This window comes from Streptosporangium sp. NBC_01469 (genome assembly GCF_036227305.1).
Lineage (GTDB): Bacteria > Actinomycetota > Actinomycetes > Streptosporangiales > Streptosporangiaceae > Streptosporangium.
In genome coordinates this window covers 10,235,485-10,254,250 of sequence record NZ_CP109465.1, presented here as the reverse complement: position 1 = coordinate 10,254,250, position 18,766 = coordinate 10,235,485, and the positions used below count along the sequence as shown (strand labels likewise).

Genomic DNA, 18,766 nt, shown 5'->3' with positions numbered 1-18,766 from the left:
CCGCCGACGTCGTTCACGCAGCCGCGTTCAGCTCCGCGGGTCGTCCCAGCAGTCCCTGAGTATGTCGAAAAGGCTTCACAGTCTGGAGTCCGGCAATTTGGTCTCGCCATCAGGTCCAGGTGGGAGCCGCGTTCATCTCAATGCGCTGAGAGCTCACCTGATGGCTTTGGTTCGTGGGAGCACGACCCGCGCGCCGTTCTCAACCCCGGTGTGCTGATCGCCCGCCGGGCGAACGGCCGGAAGGCGATCACCTGATCGGCCGCGGCGTCCTCCGGTGACCTTCGAGCCGACCGGTTTCGATTGTTCTGACCGGACATCATATTCCGCTGGTAACGCGTGCGATCTAGGATCATTCGCTGTGACGGCATACGGACTTCCCCCCGTGCTCGGTCTCGAACCCTCCGACCCGACCGTGCTCGGTCCCTATCGCATCGCCGGGCGCCTGGGCAAGGGCGGGATGGGCACGGTCTACCTCGCCGAGGGGGCGTCAGGGCCGGTAGCGATCAAGGTGATCAACACGAATCTGGCCGCCGACCCGGAGTTCGTGGCGCGGTTCAAGAACGAGGTGGCCGCGGCGCGGAAGGTCAGCCGGTTCTGCACCGCTCCGGTCCTGGACGCCCGGCTGGAGGGTGAACCGCTCTGGGTCGTGACGGAGTACGTCGCCGGGCCCGACCTCGCTCGCATGCTGCGCGACCACGGCACGCTGAGCGGGGCCAACCTGGAGGGGCTGGCCGTCGGGGTGGCGCTCGCGCTCACCGCGATCCACGGCGCGGGAATCGTGCACCGGGACCTCAAGCCCGCCAACGTGCTGCTGTCACCGCTGGGCCCCAGGGTGATCGACTTCGGCATCGCCCGTGCCCTGGACGCGAACGGCGGACAGACCTCGACGGGCCGCGTCATCGGTACCCCCGACTACATGGCTCCCGAGCGGTTCTCCGGAGGAACGTCGGGCCCGCCCGCCGACATCTTCGCCTGGGGTTGCGTGGTGGTCGCCGCCGCGACGGGGAAATCCCCCTTCGCCGCCCGGAGCATGCCCGAGGTGCTCTTCCGGGTCATGAACCACACCCCGGACCTGGAGGACCTCGAACCGGGCCTGCGTGATCTGGTGAGGGCCGCGCTCGACAAGGACCCCGCGGCCCGGCCAACCGCCCAGAACCTGGTGTCCGGCCTGGCCGGACGGAACAACGCGGAGGACACCGCCAAACTGGTGGACACGCTGCGGCTGAACCTCTTCGGCCTGCTCCCGCCGACCGTGCGGGTGACGGACCCGGCGGAGCGGGAAGCGGGCCGGACGCCGCCGTGGTTCCGGCGGCGTCCAGTGGTCGTGGGCGGCGCGGCGGCCGGAGCTCTCCTGCTGGCGGTGGCCGCCGTGATCGGGATCCGTACGCTCCCCCAGGGTCCGCCCGTGAGCACCGACGTGCTGTACCGGGACGACTTCGGCAACGACAGGTCCGGCTGGTTCAACGAGGGAACGCGGGTGGACACGTCCCGCGGTTACACCGGGGACGGCCGCTACACGCTGGCCACCGACACCTCCAACGGCAACCGCTGGGTTGATGCGCCTGTCAACGCGGAGCCTCCCGAGCGCGCGCTGGTCACCGTCCGGATCAACATCACCGGCGGAACGTCCTGGGGCGCCTGGACCGGGGTCACCTGTGACTACAAACTCGACGACGAGCACCTTCACTACTACACCCTGGAGATCCGTCCCGACGGGCGTGCGAGGATCCGCAAGACCACCAGCGCGACCGCGTGGGACATGACGTCCGACCTCCTTACGCCCGCCTTCTCCAAGGAGAAGGCGACGCTCCGGGCCGAGTGCTCCCGGGACGGGGGCGAGGTGCGCCTGGCGCTCTGGGTGGACGACCGTCTCGTGGCCGAGGTCGTGGACGAGGACGCGGGAGGGGCCAAAGGCAGACCCCGGTTCGGGCTCACCGCGGGAAAGTTTCCAGGGAATTCCACGGAGACCCGGGTGTACTTCGACGACTTCGAGATCGGCCGGCTTCCCTGAGACGGATGCGACTCCGTAAGATCACCGCCAACATATGGCCATGGTTGATGTCAGGCAGGCCGAGGTGCCCGTACATTCCGGACAGTCGGCTACATAACATCACAACAACAGGTGATCCTTCCGGCTCCGCCGAATCAACGCCGCTTGTGTAGCAGGTATGCACCGGCAATCACCTACTTCTTGGACAGGTCCAGCGCCAGGGTGTCGGACACCATGGCGGGCCGGTGACGCACTCAACCACCTGCGCGAAGTCCTGCATCGACACCGGATCTACCCGTCCATCAGCTACTCCGACGGGACCAGGCTGCACATAGCGAACGAGATGACGGTGCGCGTCCGAAGTGACGACGATGACGGACTGTTTCTACCGCTGGCAGGACGAGCGTCGAGGTGCTTCCCATGAGGAGGTCGAAGCGCCCGCCGACAACGTGGACGACACCAGGATCACCACCACCGGTGGCCGGCTCGGCGCCGAAAACCGGCGGTTGACGGCTGAACTGTCCACCAGCAATAGTGATCGACCACATCAAGATCACAAACACGGGGAGAATCTACGTGACGTGGACGAAGAAAGCAGCGACCGCCGCATCGGCACTGCTCTTCGCGGCGGGGGGCATGCTGGTGACGGCGTCGCCCGCCGCCGCCGACGGCCCTTGCCCGGCGAACCGGCTCTGCATCTGGGACCAGCCTGGCTTCGGCGGCGACCGGATCATCAGCGGAAGCACCAATGCCTGTTTCACGCTGAGATTTCACGGCCCGTTCGACGTGATCCAGTCATACGACAACAACCTGTCGGTGAACGCGATCGTCTGGCACACTGGCGCAGCCACCGGGAACTGGTACGAGGCGCGCACGCTGGTGAAGGGCGGGTTCAGCAGCAACATCGGCGTCTCCGGACTGGGCGCGGGCTACAGTTCCAAGCTGTGCATGGGGAACGCGTCCCCGCTCTAGTGACGCCCGGCGGGCGTTTCCCGACCGGGCGTCCGCGTTCTCTCCTCGCCGTGCTCCCGGTTTCCATGCGGGGGCACGGCTCCGGGTGCCGGGTGAGCAGACCGGCGCACACCACCGCGCCGACCGTCCTGGGCGGCGCCCAGAACAGGCGGGGGCCGCTGCGCGTATGACCATGACCACGACGACTTTCTTCCGCGGGGTACTCGTGGCCGCTCTGGCGATGGCGCCGGCGCTGCTCGGGTCCGCTCCGGCTGGCGCGGCCGGCACGGGTGGTACGGGGGCGGGGAGCGTCACCCGTGTCACCCTGGCGGCTGACAAGGACATTCCCCGGGGCGTCACGGTCGACCTGGTCCGGCGGACGATGACGCTGGCCGCCGGGGAGAAACGGCATCTGCGGGGCCGGCTGGAAGCCACCAGCACCACGACCGGCATCGTCGGCCTGACCCAGCGCGTCAGATGCCTGAACGCGGCGGGGGCCACGGTGCCCGTCGTCGCGGCGTCGGCCCGCAACCACGAGGGCAGCGACACCGCCGCGTACGCGATCCCGGGCCATCTGCCGCTCTACGCCGACCTGCTCCTCACCGCCCCGGCGGCGGGCCTCTACACCTGCGTGCTCCAGGGCACGGCCTACTCGACCCTGCCGGGCACCTACCACCTGACGGCGGTCGCGGGCAGCACCTGGCTGGAGGCCGACGACACCGGCCAGACCGGCGCGCACTGGTGGCAGAACCCCGCCTGCGAGAGCGCCGACCCCACCGGCTCCTGCACCTATGTCGGCGGCGGCCCGGCCCGCCGGGACGCCTGGGTCTTCTACGACGACGGCACCCCGGTCCACAAGTGGCAGGCCCACCCGGGCGCGGCCACCGTCTCGGCTCGGGCGAACGTCGAACTGACCACGTGCTACCAGGGAACCTCCTCCTGTATCGACGAGATGGAGGCCTACCCGCGCGGCAGGAACGCGGTCGTGGACACGCGCTTGGAGTTCATCCAGCTCGACACGACCGGACACACCTGTCGCACCCACAGCACGTCCGCCCGCCGGACCGTCACCGACGACGCGCATCATTCCGTCGGCTACTCCGCACTGTCCGGCATCCCGATCGACTCCGCCTGCGGCACCCGGACGTTCCTCATGCGGGTGTACGTGAAACATGTGTCGGGGCAAACGGTCAAAATCGACGGGGTGCAGAGCGGGAGCACATCCCTCACCAACGGCATCGCGTTCAACCATTTCCCCTGACCATCGGCTGATCCGCTCGGAGGACCTCGAAGGCGGAAACACGCGAATGCGCGGATTGGCGCGGACACGCTCGTATCACACAGGCTCTGCTTCGTCGGCGAGCCGACGGGTGCTCTCCTCGTCTGTCAACGGCTGAGGGGACATTGCGGCCCTCGACTCATCTACTTCTTGGACAGGTCGAGTACCAGGGCGTCGCTGGCTCTGGCGTCGGGAGCGGCCCGAACGGCGCCCACCAGCCGCCACCCCCAGCGCTGGTACATGGCGTGGGCGGGAGCGTCCGGATCGGCCAGCAACGTTGCGTACGGCGCGTCCTGCTGGGCCAGCAGCGTCTCCAGGAGCTGCCGACCGATGCCACGCCGCCGGTAGTCCTCACGGACGTCCAGCTCGATCACCGCGAACCTTGGCGAGCCCGCCAGCTCGGCGGGAGCGGGAGCGGCCTCCCCTGCCCACCACCGGTCCACCCCGAATGCGAGGCCGAAGGAAAATCCCACGAGTTCTGACCCGTCTCGGGCCGACACCAGGACGAAGCTGTCATTCTTCACCTGCCGGCCTGTGCGTTCAAGGAATCGCTCACGGCTGGAGAGCGGGCCAGACAGATAAGGGGGTTCGGCGTAATTCTTCAGGTACAGGCGGACGTACTCATCGCTGAGCACTTCGGTGGCATCCTCGCCGGTCAGGCACTGGTATTCGATATCAGTCACTTGTCCTCTTTCGCTGCCGTCAGGGCGAGGTGTTCCCGGTACTCCGCAATGGCGCTTTGTGCGTTATGCCCTGCTGGCGCGGCGTCAGCCACACCGTAAGCGACATGTAGCACAAACCGCGTTATATTCTCAGGCCCGAGACCCTCCAAGGTTGAGGCAGCGTTTTGGAGCCCGTCGTCAACAGAGCCGTCCCGGACGGCTGAAGTTGCCTGGTGCAGGCGGATCTGCGCTTTCTGTCGCGTGCGTCCGGGAGGGTAGGAGTCGAGCGCCTCCTGCTGGGCAGAGGCCGCAGCCGGGTTGCCTGTCATGGTCTGCACGAGAGATCGGGTGTGCAGGAGCCGAGACTCCGACCATCCCTCGGCGCTCATCTTGTTGCGGGTCACCGTGTCGGGAAGCGTGGTGAAAACGTCGGCTTGTCGCTCCATGCTGTCGCGTGCACCGGCGTGGTCACCCATGAGGGCCAGCGCGTAGGCGCGGGCCCCCAGGGCTTCGGCCGCAGCCCCGGTCGGTCGTGGTTCGACCGTCCTCAGGCCAGCCGGTACTCCCATCCCTCGCGCCAACCGAAGTCGGCGTCCACCAACTTCTCCAAGGGGACGCCGTCGATGAGGTGATCGAACGCCCACCGTGTCGCGACGTGGCCGATCACCAGGACCCGCGTATCGGACCATCGCAAGGACAGGTCACCGAGAAAGCGGCCTACGCGACGCACTGCCTGCCGCCAGCTCTCTCCTCCCGGATATGGCTTGTCGAGGTGCTCGGACCGGTTCTGGTGCAGCCGAATCGCGGGCATGCCGTTGCCGGCGCCGTAGTCGCACTCCCGAAGCCGCCAGTCGTGCAAGATCGGGATGCCGGTGTCGGCGAATGCCAGGGAAGCGGTCTCGACCGCCCGGGTGAGGTCGGAGGTGAAGACGGCTGCCAGGCCGTCCTCGTGCCGTCGCTCGCCCAGTTCCCTGGCCAGGTGCCGTCCCCGCTCGGACAGGCTGCCAGGCAGCCATCCGGTGGCGATCCCCCGATCGTTGTCCTGGCTCCATGAATGCGTCTCGAACACGATCTCTATCGGCATGACGTCACGCTAACGCCGCTTCTGATGCGTCTCCTGGCTCTTCTCCCAAAGCGGATAGTCGTCACCTAGCGGAGCACAGAAGAGGTGACGATCGCTGCCCTTCTGGAGAAGCCCAGGCTGTGTTCAGTCCTGCGAGTCGTCCCAGTAGTCCTTGAGCATCTCGCCGGGCCAACCGGGCTCGCGTACCTCGCCGCGTGGGCCCATCTCCCTGAAGTACGGCGCGAGATCGTAGACGGGGCTGCCGTCGATCGCGTCGAGGTCGGTCACGTGCAGGTCCAGGCCGTCGATCTTCAGAAGCTGTGGGAAGGACTGCGCGAGCTGGTTCGGCCGGCGGTGGTTGCGGTGGACGAACGTGCCGGTGGCCGGCCAGGCGGGGTTGTTGCGCGGGCTGCGAGCGTGCAGGGCGACATCTTCGGGCGAGGCCCGGTGGAAGTGCCAGACGACCAGCAGGTGGGAGAACTCCTCAAGGCCCTGGACGACCTCGGCGGGGAAGTCCGCGTTCAAGCGAATGATCGCCGTGCCGCTCCACTGGTCGTCAGTGGGTTCGGTGCGTCCACCGACAACGGTGCCGATGGATTTGATCTCCAGTGACTTCGTCATATGCCTGCCCTCATCCCTTCGATCCGACGTGATCAATCTACGTTGGTCAGATATGCGGCGGCTCGCGCGTCCAGTTCGGCGACCGCCGGTATCCGGCGGCGCCGGTAGGGGGAGAGGAGGTTGCGCATGTCCACGACTGCCTGCCGTGCCCGGCCCGAGTAGATGCCCTCCTCCATCGCGTCCAGCGCGGTACTCCAGGTGGCACATGCCTCTTCCACGCCACCGGTAGCGATCTGCATCGCCCCCAGGTATCCGAGCGTCACCACGTGCGTGCGGCGGAAGGCGTCTCCTCGTGTCCGTACGCTGTGCCTGAACTGCCGCAGTGCCCCCTGACGATCCCCGCAGTCGCGCAAGGTGCATGCCGTCTCGTGAGCCAGTGAGGCTTCCGCGAAGAAGAAGGTCCGGTGTGGTTCTTCGATGCCCTCCCTGGCCGATGTGAGGTCGTCCTCAGCTTTCAGCAGGGCCTGGACCGCCGACTGCTTCTGGTCGCTGGAGGCCAGAGCGCGAGCATGGACGACACCGAGCAACGCCCTCTCTCGGGGGGTGGCTGAGGCGTAGCGCTGTCCGTGCATGGAGGCCGTTGACAGCTCAAGGCCCTTCTTGAGGTGGCCGAGGTCGAGAGCCTGATGCGCCATGGCGCGCAGAATGTGACCACTCAATGGTGGATTTCCGGCACGAGCGGCAAGCTTCAGCGCGAGGACAAAGTACTTCTGTGCGGTGGCCTGCTCGTTGTTGTCAAAGGCCATCCAGCCCGACAGGTAGGCCAGCTCTGCGGCTGCGGAGAACATATTATTTCGCACCTGCTCGTTGGGAAATGTCCCCTGCAAAAAGGTTGTGACGTCGGATCGCAGGTATTGCGCCAGCGCCTTTCTTCCGTGGCCACCGCCACGGCGCTGATCGACCCGCGAGAAGGCATAGGTGAGTTCCTGGACGGTGGCGACGTCACCGCGGCCTACACGCTGATGTTTCGTCGGTGTGGGGTGTTCTTCAGCCATGGTCTTCCACCAGACCTCATCGGGCAGCGCAAGGGCGGCTACCGAATACACCGCGCCCGTCAGGAGGCTTCTCCGCTCCGTGTCCAAGTCCGTTCTCCCCAGGTCGGTCAGCGCGATCAACGGGTCGACGCACCACCCCAATGCCTCCTGAGCTGGTGCATTGGGGACTGTGAACCCGAGTTCATCTGGCGTGATGGCACGCTTCAGACGACGGGACAGTGCCTGACACAAGATTATGGGTGCTGCACCCGAGGGCTTGGTCCCGGCCACCCACATGCTGATGTGGGAGCGGCCGATGCACGTGTAGTCGAGGAGGTTACTTTCCTGGGCGACGCGGTTGAAAGCACTCGCTGTTTGCGCCCGTGACCAGCCCGCCTCTTGGAGGAGTACGGCAAGCCGCTCATTTCGTTCGCGCACCATCGCGTACCTCCGCGTGCCAAAAGGATCTTTGATCACTTTGACCGGCCGGCGTTTCCGCTACAGCCAGTTACCGCTCGTATGAATAACCATAGTCGCCGGTCTGAGTCCCTTAACGTGAATAGCCGCAAGCTCGCTGCTCTGAAATCGCTAAACGCGATCTTTGACCACTTTGACCACCCTCCGGGCCCTGACCCCACACTCCAGGCGCCTCGGTCTCCGTAGTTTCGACAGCGACGACGAACTGCTGGAGGCCCACGATGGCTGGTGAAACCGCGGGAGCCCGTCTGCCCGCCGCACATGCGTCGAGAACAGTGGTCGAAGAGTGCAGCGATACAACGGCGGAGAGGCATGACAGGGCGTTGGCCGTCGTGCAGCGGTTGCTGAAGGTCCACGGGGTTCGCTCGTATGCCATTCACACCATCGCCCTGAAGTTGTCCGGTGACGACGGCCGACCGATCCCGCTGGGGAAGCCCAAGCTGTACGCCCCCGAGCTGGTTGTTCACGGCAACGCCGGACGGGTGGCCACGGTGACCATGGGGGCGCGTTCCGGCTGCTACCTGATATCCCTGCGAGGGGACCCCGACCCGCAGACGGTGCGGGAACCGCAGCAGGTCGCGGACCTGATCCTCACCGCTCGACCAGGCGGCAGGTCATGACGGGCGCTGTGTCGACACAGCTTCGCAAGCCCTACGTCACGCCGTACGCCGAGGAGAGCCTGGATCTGCCGCTGGCTTTCGAGTGGGCGGCCGAAGGCCCCCGGCTGACCTACCGTGATGCGCTCCCACAGGAGCGCATGTTCAAGGTGCTGTGGGCTCGCTGCGGCACCGCGCGTGCGGGAAAGATCCTGTGGCACCTGGTGCATACGCTGCGCCAACGTCGGTGCATGCTGAGAGGGCTGTGCCGGGTGTGCGGGAAGTCGGCCACCGACCCCGACACCGGGCGTATCAGCTGGATCATGCCCGCCGCGTTGGCCGGTGACTTCCGGTCGCCCTGGCCGACGGCTCACCCGCCCACGTGCAAGGCGCACGTCGGCGAGGCGCTGACCGCCTGCCCGTACCTGCGTAGAGAAGTGCCGGTCGTCTGCACGGTCGGCGACTACTCCCCGGTCGGGGTGCTGGCCAACCTGTACGGCGAGGATGACGGCGGCCGGGTGGTGGAGACCGGTCATCAGATCCCCGTCGGCCTGGACGAGCCCCACCTGCTGAACCGGGCGCTGGCCACCCAGCTCATCGTCCGGGTCACGGACCTCCAGCCTGCGGTCCAGGACTGAGAGCCATGGTCATCGGAGAAGCCAGGCGAACCGCCGACACCATCATCGTGACCATCCTGCTGGCCATCGTGGCCGCCGTCGTCAACTCCTTCGCGAGGGGCTGGCCCAGGGGTGGCGGCCACGGCGCCGGGACTCCTGGCGCGACTCCTAAGACTCCCTCGGTAGGGCATATCCCTTCCCCGGACGGTTCGGGCCCAGTTGCCGTGCCCTATCGGGAACTCCACACCAAAACGCTGCGTGAAGAACGCGGCGCCCCACCTACCCGCACGAAAAGTGAGGGCTAGAAATGATTAAAGAAGGTGCGCACACCTACATCGACGGCCGTGACCCGGTTGTCCCGTATACCGGGAAGTACGCGGTGAAAACCGCCGACGTGTTTGACCGCATCCGCGACCGCTGGGCCCGGGTTGGCCTGGCTGAGGCGCCGTACCGGCCGCTGCGGGTCGAGTTCGAGCTGACAACGAAGTGCAACGACTCCTGCCCGAGCTGCGGCATGGGAGCCCTGTCGCTGCAAGCGGGTCGGTCTCTGAGCGACTGGCAGCTGGACCACCTGACCGGGGAGTTCGCCAGCGTGGGCCTGCCGTGTGTGGCCATCACCGGCGGGGAGCCGTTCGTCGCGATGCGTGCGCTGCTGGGCTTCATGTCGCGGGCGCGCGGCGCGGGCGTGGAGGTCAACAAGCTCACCACGAACGGCGTCTGGGGGTCGGCCAAACGCTGTGGCCGCACCTTCGAGCAGCTCGTGAAGGCCGGGCTGCTGGACAACGAGCTGTTCGTGCCGCTGCTGATGGTGTCGATCGGAGAGCAGACCACGCGGCTGGAGAACGTGGCCCGGATCATCCACCACACGGTCACCGAGTTCACCGAGCGGGACCTGAACATCGCGATCAGCAGCCTCGCCGACCCCGCCGACCGCGAGCACAAGATCTACCCCCTCATGCGGCTGTACGAGGCAACGTACGGCGACTTCCCGCACGATCGTGTCCACTCCACGATGCGCGTCTACCTCGACAACGAGCGCCTGGAGGATCAGGCGCCGATCAACCGGCCCGGCCAGACGCCCGTATCCAAGTGGATGGACACCTGCTACGACTGCTTCGCCCCCACGGTCGGCTCCTATGTGCTGCCCACCGCGCTGCTGAAAGCAGACGGCAACCTGTACGCCTGCGCGGCGTTCAACGTGCCCGAAAAGCTCGGCTTCGGCAACCTGTTCCGCGAACGGCTGCGCGACATCATCGCCCGCACCAACCGCTCGGTCTACGTCGCCCAGGTTCGTGCTGGCGGAGGCCTGAAGGGGTTGCACGACGTGATTCCCCGCGCCGAGACCGCGCAGATGACGTGCGGCAGTTTTTGCGGTTCCTGCTCTCTGCTGATCGACGAGTTCGAGCAACGCACCGGCGAAACCGGCCCCGGAGGTCCGGCGTTGCCGTTCGTGCCCGCCGACGCTCTGTGGTCACGCACCGGCGCGGCCGGTGGCCGCCGTGGATGACGAGCTCCCGCCGCAAGAGGGGGTGGTGGCCGCCATCGCCCACGCCGCCCGGCGCACGCCACGCGACTGCGCCGATCCGGGTCTGGACCTGTGGAATGACCTGGGCATCGATAGCCTCTCGCTGCTGGAGTTGATTCGAGACCTCGAAAAGCGGTTTCAGGTGACCATCCCGGATGAGGACACCGGCCAGGCCAACACGGTCGGCGACCTCGTCACGATCGTTCAGCGCCTCGCGGGCTCCAACCAGTCCGCGGGCCCGACCAGATAGGCAAACGATGACGGAACGACTTATCGAACCTCGCGGGCGCGGGTTCCTGCTGTTCGACTCCCACCCCGCCGGATGCGAGAAGATCGTCGGCGACATGTGGGATCGCGTCGCCCCCGCGCTCCCCGGCACGAAGGCCGAGCGCCGCCCGGTCGCCTTGGTCATCGGCTCCAGCGCCGGTTACGGGATGGCGACCACGATCGCCGGGATTCGCCGCTACGGCCTCAACGGCGTCGGCCTGTGCTTCGAGCGCCCGCCCACAGAGCGGCGTACGGCCACCGCGGGCTGGTACCGCACCATCGCGACCGCCGAACTCGCGGCCAAGGCCGGCCGCGACTGGTCATTCGTCAACGGCGACGCCTTCGCCGACACCACCAAGGCCCAGGTGCTCGCCCTGCTCGCTGAGCGGTTCGGCGGCATCGACTACCTGATCTACAGCGTCGCCGCGCCTCGGCGGGTCGACCCCGTCACCGGGCAGACGCACCAGTCGGTGATCCAGCCTCTCGGGGCGGGGTACAGCACCAAGACCCTCGACGTCAGCGGAGACGAACCGGCGCTGAAGGAGATCTGGGTCGAACCGGGTAGCGACGCCGAGCGGGCCGACACCATCAAGGTCATGGGTGGCGAGGACTGGGCCCTGTGGGCCGACGCCCTGAGCGACCGTGGCCTGCTGCGCCCGGGTTTCACCACTGTGGCCCTGTCCTACATCGGCTCGCACCTGACCGCGCCGATCTACCGGGACGGAACCATCGGCGCCGCCAAGGCCCACTTGGAGGAGACCGCGCTCACGCTGAACGGCGACCTGGCCGAGGTCGGCGGGCGAGCCATGACGTCGGTCAACGGCGCCGCCGTCACCCAGGCATCCACCGCGATCCCCGGCATCGCCCTGTACGTCAGCCTCCTGCGCGGCGTCCTCGGCGAGGCCATGCAGTCCCCGCTCCAGCAGTCCGTCGAGCTGTGGGACCGGCTCACCGGCACCCAGGCGCTCGACCTCGACGACCAGGGGCGTATCCGCCTTGACGGGTGGGAGTTGGACCCGCTCATCCAGGAGAAGGTAACCGAGCGGTGGAGGGCCGTCGCCCCCGACACCATCGGCGACCTGGCCGACATCGGCTGGTTCACCTCCGAGGTGCACCGCCTGTACGGCTTCGACGTGCCCGGCGTGAACTACGGCGCGCCGAGTGAGCCTGACCTGCTCTGGCCCACCCCCACCGAGTAGCGACCGACTGGAGGAGACGTGACGACCGCAGGCGACCGCATCCGACAGTGTGAGGAGTACATCCACCGGCCGCGCACCCCGTACAGAGCGCGTAAGGCCCGCTACGACGCGGCAGTCGACCGGCTGTTCTCCGCGCGTATCTCCAACCGCGACATCCTCGTGGACGTCGGCGCGGGCCTGACCGAGCTGGACGTGTGCCTGCGGGTCGACTACGGCTGGCGCGGCCGGTACGTGCCCGTCGACGGGTGGCTCGACGGAGTGGATCTGGAGACCTGGCAGCCGCCGCGAGCCTTCGACTGGTTCGCCTGCCTGGAGGTCCTGGAGCACCTGCGCGACCCCGGCCGCCTGGTCAAGGCGCTCCAGGACAACGCCACCTGCGGTGTCGTCATCACCACTCCGAACCCCGAGGTCTGGGACGTCCTGGCCATGGACCCCACCCACCTCACCCCCATCAGCCAGGACATGCTGAGGGAGTGGGGCTTCCGAACCACCCTGCACACCTTCTACGGCAAGTACCAAGACGGCATCACCGGCTTATGGACCGGAGCCAGGTAGTCGACGCAGAGGGCCGCTGGAGTGGATCTCGCGCGACTGAACGAGAGGAAGCTGCTCCCGGCGTTAATGTGACCAGCCAAAAGGCCGGCCAACCCTCAAAGGAGGAACACCATGACGACGCGGTATCGGACGGTTGTGGACGCCATGCTGATCCTGGTTCGCGACGGCAAGGTGCTCCTGGCTCAGCGTCAGAACACCGGCTATGCCGACGGCCAGTGGAACCTCCCATCCGGGCATCTGGAGGAGGGCGAGACGATCGACGAGGCCGTCGCCCGGGAGGCGCTGGAGGAGATCGGTATCAATCTGGGCGTCGAGGATCTGCGGTTCGTGCACCTGTGCCACTTCCGCAGCCCCGAGGGGCAGGCTCGGATGGGTGTTTTCTTCGAGGCCACGTCGTGGGAGGGGGAGCCGGTCAACGCGGAGCCGCACAAGTGCGCGCGCATCGAGTGGTTTCCCCTCGATCGGCTTCCGCCCAACACCTACCCGTACACAGCGGCCGGGGTCGAGCGGTACCGGCAGGGAGCACCGTATGCGGCTGTGTGGTCCCGGACTGACCAGCTCGGCGGGCGCCGGTGACTTCGCCAGGGCGCGGGCCGACAGGACGGCGGCCGTCTCGACGAAGAAGTACGTGTTCCTCGGCTTCGGCCTGGAGCAGGTGACCGGCCCCGCGCAGCGCCGTCGCACGTGTGTGCCGCCCTCCGGTGACGACCGGGCCCGATCCGAGGTGCGCCCGCGTCGGCCGCGGCGAAGCCGGGCCACCTCCCACATGTCCTTCCTGCCTCCGCCGCCGGCGCTGGTCGACGGAGCCGGGCGTACCAGGGGCGGCGCCCTGTTTCCGCTGCTCAGGGGCCCAGGTTTCGATTCGCCCGAAAAGGTTTGAACTTCTCAGAGGGGTTTATGTCGGAAGGATCCGTACTTTCGTTGACGAAGTGACGCTCTGGCGTTAACAATTGCTGGCGGTGCACGATATACGGCGGTGGCACGTCAAAAGCCCCCATCGTCGGCTGTCGGCATCGGTGGCACGCTGAAGCCTCCCGGGTAGTTCATTTTTCGTTTGTGACGTCGCTCAGCGCACGCGTCCTTCCCCCCGAACGGATATGTGTGAATACTTTCCATGCCCACGATGACGACCAGGTCGAAGGCGGTGCCCTCGGGCGCAAGCTGGGACTGACCCGTCGGCAGTTGTTCGCGGCGACCACGGGTATGGCCGCGGCGGCGGCCGTCACCGCACTACCGGGCAGGGCTTCGGCCGCCGTTTCGGCCACCGCCCTGGGTGCCCCCCTGATCCGTGACAGTAAGCGCGGCATCATCCTCTACACCGTCCGCGACGCCATCTCCCGCGACCCCAACACCACGACCCTGCCGTCGGGGTTCAAGGAGGTGTTCAAGGCGCTCAGCGACATCGGCTACGAGCGCATCGAGTTCGCCGGCTTCACGCAGCACGCCAACGCCGAGGGCGGGCCGAATCTGGAGAACGTCGCCGGGGCGGCGCTGCTGCGCGGGTGGCTGGACGAGAACGGGCTGCGGGCCGAGGGCAACCACGGGTTCATCCCGGGATCCTGGCCGCTCACCCAGGCCGACCTCGACCGGTTCAAGGTCAGCCTGGAGATCGCCAACATCCTCGGCATGGACCACATGGGCACCGGTAACGACCCCACCGGCAGCAGCTACAAGGCCGACTGGGACATCGCCGCCGAGAAGTGGAACGTTCTCGGGGAGATCGCCCGGAACTCCGGCTACGTCAAGCTGTACACCCACAACCACGATGCCGCCTACAACTTCCTTCTCGACAGCGGGCCGCTGGACGCCCAGGGCCGTCCGACGCGCTCCTCGGGGATCCGGAGGCTGGAGTACTTCCTGGGCATCACCGATCCCAAGTTCGTGAACCTGGAGATGGACATCTACTGGGCGCACGTCGCCCAGTACAGGTTCCAGACCTACACCGCCCCCGACGGCTCCGTCCAGACCAACGTTTTCAACCCTCTCGCGCTTGTCCAGGCGCAGGAGGGCCGGTACCCGCTGTTCCACGCCAAGGACGGAAAGATCAACACCGCGACCGGCAACGGCTACGACATGGTGCCCTTCGGTACGGGCGACATCGACTACACGACGTTCTTCCGGGGTCTGATCAGCCAGCACCACTACCCGATGTACGAGCAGGACACCGCTCCGGGTGGTGCGGCGAACCCGGGCCAGTCACTGCAGTTCGCCCAGCTCAGCTACAACAACCTGGCCGCCCTCACCACGGAGTGACCCGTCGGCAGGCTCGGCGACCGGGCCCGCTTTCCGGCGGGCCCGGAATCCGCCCGGCCATCACGCGGACCGCCACGGCACCGGCGAGCGTGGTGGCCGGTGACGGCGCAATACTCCGCCCCCTTCGCGGCTGCTCAGGCGCGGTGGTCCGCGACAGGCTGGACGTCCGCCGACAGGTCGGTACGCAGGGCGAACGGCACGAAGACGGCCAGGGTGACGACCGCGAGCCCGGTGGCGACGGCGAACACCGTCCGCACGTCCCACACCTCGGCCCCGATGCCGGCCAGCGCGGCGCTACTACGCGGCCCACACCTCCTCCTGAGGCTCCCCGCGGTGCCGGACCGCTGTCAGTGCCTCGCGCGGAGTAAATATCGGTGCTTGCTGCCTGCACGGCGGCGATAGCGGGAACGAGTATCAAGTCGTTGCCTCGACAGGAGGCGGCTTCGATCGTCCTGCGTCGCCCAGCGAGACGCGGATGATCTTCGAGAGGGGAACGGTGGCTTTCGGCTCTCACCAGTCAGCGATCTTGTTCGTTTATCGATCGTCGTGACTATCTCCCCACCCGGGCCAGTCGGAACCCTTCCGGCCCGGTGCTTGCGGTTCGGCCCCCAGGACGACCGGCAGCAGATCGCGGCGTCCACGACAGACGGAGGTGGCGATGCCTGACCGGGATGCGACGGCGAAGACGGGCAGGGGTGTCCGGGTCTGCCGTTTCTCCTCGGCGTCCACCGGCGGACGCGCGAACAACGACTTCGGCGCGACAATCCCCCTGAGACCATCATCACCCCAGTTCAACGAGGGTATACACCCTCATTCGGAAACGTTGCGCTAGGCGTACCAGTCCCCGGCGATCTCCTGGATCTCCTTGATTCCTCCGTGCTCCGGACTCACGGACAAGCCCACGGTGTAGACCTGCGTGATCATCTTCGGGTTGTTGATCAGGCTGAAGAGGTAGAAAGAGCCGCCGCCTCTGACGCGGAAGCCGTAGGGGTAGGTGTGGGACTCGTACCCCATGTAAATGCCCTTGGAGACCTTGGGGTAGGCGAGGCGGCTGAAGTTGTCCTTGGCCAGCCGGTAGCCGTTCTTTCCCGCCTTGTTGTTGGGGTAGTCCCAGAAGGCCAAATACTCCTTGCCCGCGCCCTCGCCGTCCGACACGGCGGTGACGTAACCCTCGGCGTCCAGGCGCGGCGCCGGCACCCGCTGGCCGTAGTGCAGCGGGGTCTTCGCGGCCAGCTTGAAGGACTCGCCCTTTTCCCGCCAGAAGGCCAGGACGTGCGACCGGTCCTGCCCCCTGTAGGTCGCCTGGAGGATGAACCACTCTCCGCCGGACGGCTGCTCACGGGGCACGTAGTACGTCTGCCTGCCGGTCAGCAGGATCGGCTTGCGGATCCTGCTCTTGTCTCCGTCCTCCACATGACCCTGGTCGACGACCACCTCGTGCCTGGTGCCCTCTGCGAACAGTTCGTCCCGCTTGGAGGGATCGTCCCACCAGTCGCGATCCTTGATCGTTCTGTTGTTCCTGGTAAACCAGGACACTGCTTCCTTCTTGGCGTCGGCGATGGTGAGCCGGATGCTGTCGACCGAAGGCGTGGGGGTGGGGATGGGGGCCACCGCGGACGGGGGAATCGCCCGAGGCGAGGAGGGCGTATCCGATGGGGCGGACAGGTGGGCCAAGGGGTCGGGCAAGAAACCGCAACCGGCGAGGATCGTTACCAGGATGGCGATGAGTAGCGCTTTTCGCACAGTCCGAATTCCTTCGCTTCATTGCGACAAATAATGACAAAAAGACCGTATCGAACGTTCAGATTGGTCAGAGGCACCGTACGACGCAGCGACGGGATTGATGCTGGTCACAACGGTCCGGATCAGCACATCCTCAGGACCCGGTTCAGGGGAGCCTCGACGAGGTGACCTGTTCCTCGCCCGGCCATGATTCGCCGCGCCGTGCCCAGATGCGGCCCTTGGGCGGTCTGGAGGCTCTGGAACGCTCGCGACACCGGATTGACTACGACCCGATCCTCCTCCACCTGACCATGTTCCGGCGTGAACACCTACGGGTGGATCGGTGAAGGAGAGGCGTGAACCCTAGGACCGAGAGGTGACCGCGATGACAAGGGCGTTGCCCGCGCAATCCGCGGACGCCGTGATCATCGAGCAGTCCTGGCGGGAGCCTGAGCGCTTCGCCGCCATCTTCGACCGCTATTACACGGAGATCCACGGCTACGCCACCCGCAGGTTGGGCGCCGGCCTGGCCGACGATGTGACCGCGGAGACGTTCCTGATCGCCTTCGACAAGCGCACCGGCTACGACGTCTCACGCGATGACGCCCGGCCCTGGCTGTACGGCATAGCTTCCAACCTGATCGCCCGGCACCGCCGCGCCGAGGTACGCCAGTACCGGGCGCTGGCCAAGGCCGGGACGGAGGATCCCGCCGAGGACCACGCCGACCGCGTCGCGGGCGAGGTGGACGCGGGCGCCCGCAAGCCGCGGCTCGCCCGGGCCCTGGCCGAGATCGCCGACGGTGACAGGGACGTGCTGCTCCTGGTCGCCTGGGCCGATCTCACCTCGGAGGAGACGGGCAGGGCGCTGGGCATTCCGGCGGGTACGGCCCGGTCGCGGCTGCACCGGGCCCGTAAGAAGATCCAGGCTTTTCTTGGGGAGGGCGAGCGATGAACGACGTGGAGATGCTGCGCGAGGCGTGGGACCGGCCGGAGCCTCCCGGCCCCGCCGCCCGGTCGGCGGCCAGGGACGCCCTCCTGGCGCGAGCCACGAGGCGGCGCCCGAGGCGCAGGTGGGTGGTGCGGGCGCTGGCGGTGGCCGCGTCGGCGGTGGCGATCGCGACGGTGACGACCCTGGTGCGGACGACAGGCGAGGGGGAGCCCGCGATCCCCGCCGCCAACGCGCAGGTGATGCTCATCAGGATCGCGACGGCCGTACAGAACAAGACCTTCACGCCGCCCCGCGACGATCAGTGGATTTACACCGAGCAGTGGATGCAGAGCTTCGGCAAGGAGTACTTGGGCAAGCACCTCACCCCGCGGACGCGGCCGCTGAACACGGTCGAGGAGTTCTGGACGCGAGCCGACGGCAAGCAGGTCGGCTACAAGGTGGACGGCGAGCTGCAGATCTCCGACCCGGGATCGCGGGCACCGGAGAACACCTACGCCCTGCTGGCCGCTCTGCCGACCGACCCCGACGCGCTGCTGGCCGAGTTCCGTAAGTTCCACGAGGTCGAGGGCGTCGACCAGGACGACTGGCTCTTCGAGCGGTTCGCCGTCACCCTGTCCCAGAACATCGTCCCTCCGGACCTGGAGGCCGCCATCTTCCGGGCGATCGCCGAACTGCCCGGCGTGACGGTGAACGGGTCGGCGGTCGACGCCGACGGCCGTGCCGTGCTGTCGGTCTCCCGTGTCGTCGAGGGGTGGCGAGACTTCGAGATCCTGCTGGATCCGGCGACCTACGCCTACCGGGGCAGGCGCGAGATCGCGATCAGGGATTACGAGGAGCGCTATCCGCAGCCGGGCGTCAAGAAGTTCACCATGAAGGACGGCAAGCGAGTCCCGATGGCCCCGCATGTGGAGTGGAGCATCGAGAAGGGGACGACCTGGCGCGTGTTCACCCGTACCCGGGTGGGCATCGTCAACGAGGCCGGGCAGAAGCCGTAAGTCCGGCCCGGCTCAGGACCGACTCTGGCGGGCGGCGCCTTCTCCGCGCCTGGACTCGGAGCGCGTGATTT

General features: G+C 67.2%; 21 protein-coding genes. 14 read left to right on the top strand and 7 right to left on the bottom strand.

Annotated features, from left to right (window positions below; all coding sequences use genetic code 11):
- Positions 1-358 precede the first annotated feature (358 nt).
- The 3 genes from OG587_RS44730 (at position 359) to OG587_RS44720 (ending at position 4,202) form a co-directional block, all read left to right on the top strand.
- Positions 359-2,011, top strand: a complete 1,653-nt coding sequence (locus tag OG587_RS44730; RefSeq protein WP_329084988.1) for a serine/threonine-protein kinase — start codon at positions 359-361, stop codon at positions 2,009-2,011.
- Between the two features lie 555 nt (positions 2,012-2,566).
- On the top strand, positions 2,567-2,962 hold the full coding sequence (locus OG587_RS44725; protein WP_329084987.1) for a peptidase inhibitor family I36 protein: 396 nt from the start codon (positions 2,567-2,569) through the stop codon (positions 2,960-2,962).
- Between the two features lie 172 nt (positions 2,963-3,134).
- Positions 3,135-4,202 (top strand): hypothetical protein, encoded by a 1,068-nt coding sequence (locus OG587_RS44720; RefSeq protein ID WP_329084986.1) that lies wholly within the window; start codon positions 3,135-3,137, stop codon positions 4,200-4,202.
- Positions 4,203-4,363: 161 nt separating this feature from the next.
- Here OG587_RS44720 and OG587_RS44715 read toward each other — a convergent pair whose 3' ends face one another.
- The 5 genes from OG587_RS44715 to OG587_RS44695 form a co-directional block, all read right to left on the bottom strand.
- Positions 4,364-4,903, bottom strand: coding sequence for a GNAT family N-acetyltransferase (locus OG587_RS44715; protein WP_329084984.1), 540 nt, complete (start codon positions 4,901-4,903; stop codon positions 4,364-4,366).
- Complete coding sequence (locus tag OG587_RS44710) at positions 4,900-5,358, bottom strand: hypothetical protein (RefSeq protein ID WP_329084982.1); 459 nt, start codon at positions 5,356-5,358, stop codon at positions 4,900-4,902. The genes OG587_RS44715 and OG587_RS44710 overlap by 4 nt, the downstream gene beginning before the upstream one ends.
- Before the next feature lie 71 nt (positions 5,359-5,429).
- Positions 5,430-5,966, bottom strand: a complete 537-nt coding sequence (locus tag OG587_RS44705; RefSeq protein WP_329084980.1) for a histidine phosphatase family protein — start codon at positions 5,964-5,966, stop codon at positions 5,430-5,432.
- A gap of 123 nt (positions 5,967-6,089) precedes the next feature.
- Positions 6,090-6,566, bottom strand: a complete 477-nt coding sequence (locus tag OG587_RS44700) for an SAM-dependent methyltransferase (protein WP_329084979.1) — start codon at positions 6,564-6,566, stop codon at positions 6,090-6,092.
- Between the two features lie 32 nt (positions 6,567-6,598).
- Positions 6,599-7,981, bottom strand: coding sequence for a hypothetical protein (locus tag OG587_RS44695; RefSeq protein ID WP_329084977.1), 1,383 nt, complete (start codon positions 7,979-7,981; stop codon positions 6,599-6,601).
- Positions 7,982-8,340: 359 nt separating this feature from the next.
- Here OG587_RS44695 and OG587_RS44690 point away from each other — a divergent pair, with 359 nt between their 5' ends.
- The 9 genes from OG587_RS44690 (at position 8,341) to OG587_RS44650 (ending at position 15,029) form a co-directional block, all read left to right on the top strand.
- The gene (locus OG587_RS44690) at positions 8,341-8,637 is read left to right on the top strand and encodes a hypothetical protein (protein WP_329084976.1); all 297 of its coding nucleotides are present in this window, start codon (positions 8,341-8,343) and stop codon (positions 8,635-8,637) included.
- 8 nt (positions 8,638-8,645) lie between these two features.
- Entirely contained in the window at positions 8,646-9,251 is a 606-nt protein-coding gene (locus OG587_RS44685; RefSeq protein ID WP_329084975.1) for a hypothetical protein, read from the top strand.
- 286 nt (positions 9,252-9,537) lie between these two features.
- A complete protein-coding gene (locus OG587_RS44680) occupies positions 9,538-10,737 on the top strand; it encodes a hypothetical protein (protein WP_329084974.1) in 1,200 nt (399 codons plus the stop codon).
- Positions 10,730-11,005, top strand: a complete 276-nt coding sequence (locus OG587_RS44675) for an acyl carrier protein (RefSeq protein ID WP_329084973.1) — start codon at positions 10,730-10,732, stop codon at positions 11,003-11,005. The genes OG587_RS44680 and OG587_RS44675 overlap by 8 nt, the downstream gene beginning before the upstream one ends.
- A 7-nt stretch (positions 11,006-11,012) precedes the next feature.
- On the top strand, positions 11,013-12,221 hold the full coding sequence (fabV, locus tag OG587_RS44670; protein WP_329084972.1) for an enoyl-[acyl-carrier-protein] reductase FabV: 1,209 nt from the start codon (positions 11,013-11,015) through the stop codon (positions 12,219-12,221).
- A gap of 18 nt (positions 12,222-12,239) precedes the next feature.
- Entirely contained in the window at positions 12,240-12,776 is a 537-nt protein-coding gene (locus tag OG587_RS44665) for a hypothetical protein (RefSeq protein WP_329084971.1), read from the top strand.
- Positions 12,777-12,887: 111 nt separating this feature from the next.
- A complete protein-coding gene (locus OG587_RS44660) occupies positions 12,888-13,352 on the top strand; it encodes an NUDIX hydrolase (protein WP_329084969.1) in 465 nt (154 codons plus the stop codon).
- Positions 13,306-13,656, top strand: a complete 351-nt coding sequence (locus OG587_RS44655; RefSeq protein WP_329084968.1) for a hypothetical protein — start codon at positions 13,306-13,308, stop codon at positions 13,654-13,656. The genes OG587_RS44660 and OG587_RS44655 overlap by 47 nt, the downstream gene beginning before the upstream one ends.
- Before the next feature lie 221 nt (positions 13,657-13,877).
- The gene (locus tag OG587_RS44650; protein ID WP_329084967.1) at positions 13,878-15,029 is read left to right on the top strand and encodes a sugar phosphate isomerase/epimerase family protein; all 1,152 of its coding nucleotides are present in this window, start codon (positions 13,878-13,880) and stop codon (positions 15,027-15,029) included.
- A 134-nt stretch (positions 15,030-15,163) separates the two neighbouring features.
- On the opposite strand, the gene OG587_RS44645 is transcribed toward OG587_RS44650, so the two are convergent.
- Complete coding sequence (locus OG587_RS44645) at positions 15,164-15,286, bottom strand: hypothetical protein (protein ID WP_329084965.1); 123 nt, start codon at positions 15,284-15,286, stop codon at positions 15,164-15,166.
- A 571-nt stretch (positions 15,287-15,857) separates the two neighbouring features.
- On the bottom strand, positions 15,858-16,772 hold the full coding sequence (locus tag OG587_RS44640) for a hypothetical protein (protein ID WP_329084964.1): 915 nt from the start codon (positions 16,770-16,772) through the stop codon (positions 15,858-15,860).
- Positions 16,773-17,136: 364 nt separating this feature from the next.
- On the opposite strand from OG587_RS44640, the gene OG587_RS44635 reads away from it, so the two are divergent.
- Together OG587_RS44635 and OG587_RS44630 are read left to right on the top strand one after the other, a co-directional pair.
- Complete coding sequence (locus tag OG587_RS44635; protein ID WP_329084962.1) at positions 17,137-17,703, top strand: RNA polymerase sigma factor; 567 nt, start codon at positions 17,137-17,139, stop codon at positions 17,701-17,703.
- Positions 17,700-18,695, top strand: a complete 996-nt coding sequence (locus OG587_RS44630) for a CU044_5270 family protein (RefSeq protein WP_329084960.1) — start codon at positions 17,700-17,702, stop codon at positions 18,693-18,695. The genes OG587_RS44635 and OG587_RS44630 overlap by 4 nt, the downstream gene beginning before the upstream one ends.
- Positions 18,696-18,766 lie beyond the last annotated feature (71 nt).

Bases quoted from the DNA above. Each gene is read 5' to 3' on its own strand.
- OG587_RS44655 (WP_329084968.1), top strand. From the start codon at position 13,306: ATGCGGCTGTGTGGTCCCGGACTGACCAGCTCGGCGGGCGCCGGTGAC.
- OG587_RS44700 (WP_329084979.1), bottom strand. From the start codon at position 6,566: ATGACGAAGTCACTGGAGATCAAATCCATCGGCACCGTTGTCGGTGGA.
- OG587_RS44630 (WP_329084960.1), top strand. From the start codon at position 17,700: ATGAACGACGTGGAGATGCTGCGCGAGGCGTGGGACCGGCCGGAGCCT.
- fabV (WP_329084972.1), top strand. From the start codon at position 11,013: ATGACGGAACGACTTATCGAACCTCGCGGGCGCGGGTTCCTGCTGTTC.
- OG587_RS44635 (WP_329084962.1), top strand. From the start codon at position 17,137: ATGACAAGGGCGTTGCCCGCGCAATCCGCGGACGCCGTGATCATCGAG.
- OG587_RS44720 (WP_329084986.1), top strand. From the start codon at position 3,135: ATGACCACGACGACTTTCTTCCGCGGGGTACTCGTGGCCGCTCTGGCG.
- OG587_RS44660 (WP_329084969.1), top strand. From the start codon at position 12,888: ATGACGACGCGGTATCGGACGGTTGTGGACGCCATGCTGATCCTGGTT.
- OG587_RS44710 (WP_329084982.1), bottom strand. From the start codon at position 5,358: ATGGGTGACCACGCCGGTGCACGCGACAGCATGGAGCGACAAGCCGAC.
- OG587_RS44695 (WP_329084977.1), bottom strand. From the start codon at position 7,981: ATGGTGCGCGAACGAAATGAGCGGCTTGCCGTACTCCTCCAAGAGGCG.
- OG587_RS44705 (WP_329084980.1), bottom strand. From the start codon at position 5,966: ATGCCGATAGAGATCGTGTTCGAGACGCATTCATGGAGCCAGGACAAC.
- OG587_RS44680 (WP_329084974.1), top strand. From the start codon at position 9,538: ATGATTAAAGAAGGTGCGCACACCTACATCGACGGCCGTGACCCGGTT.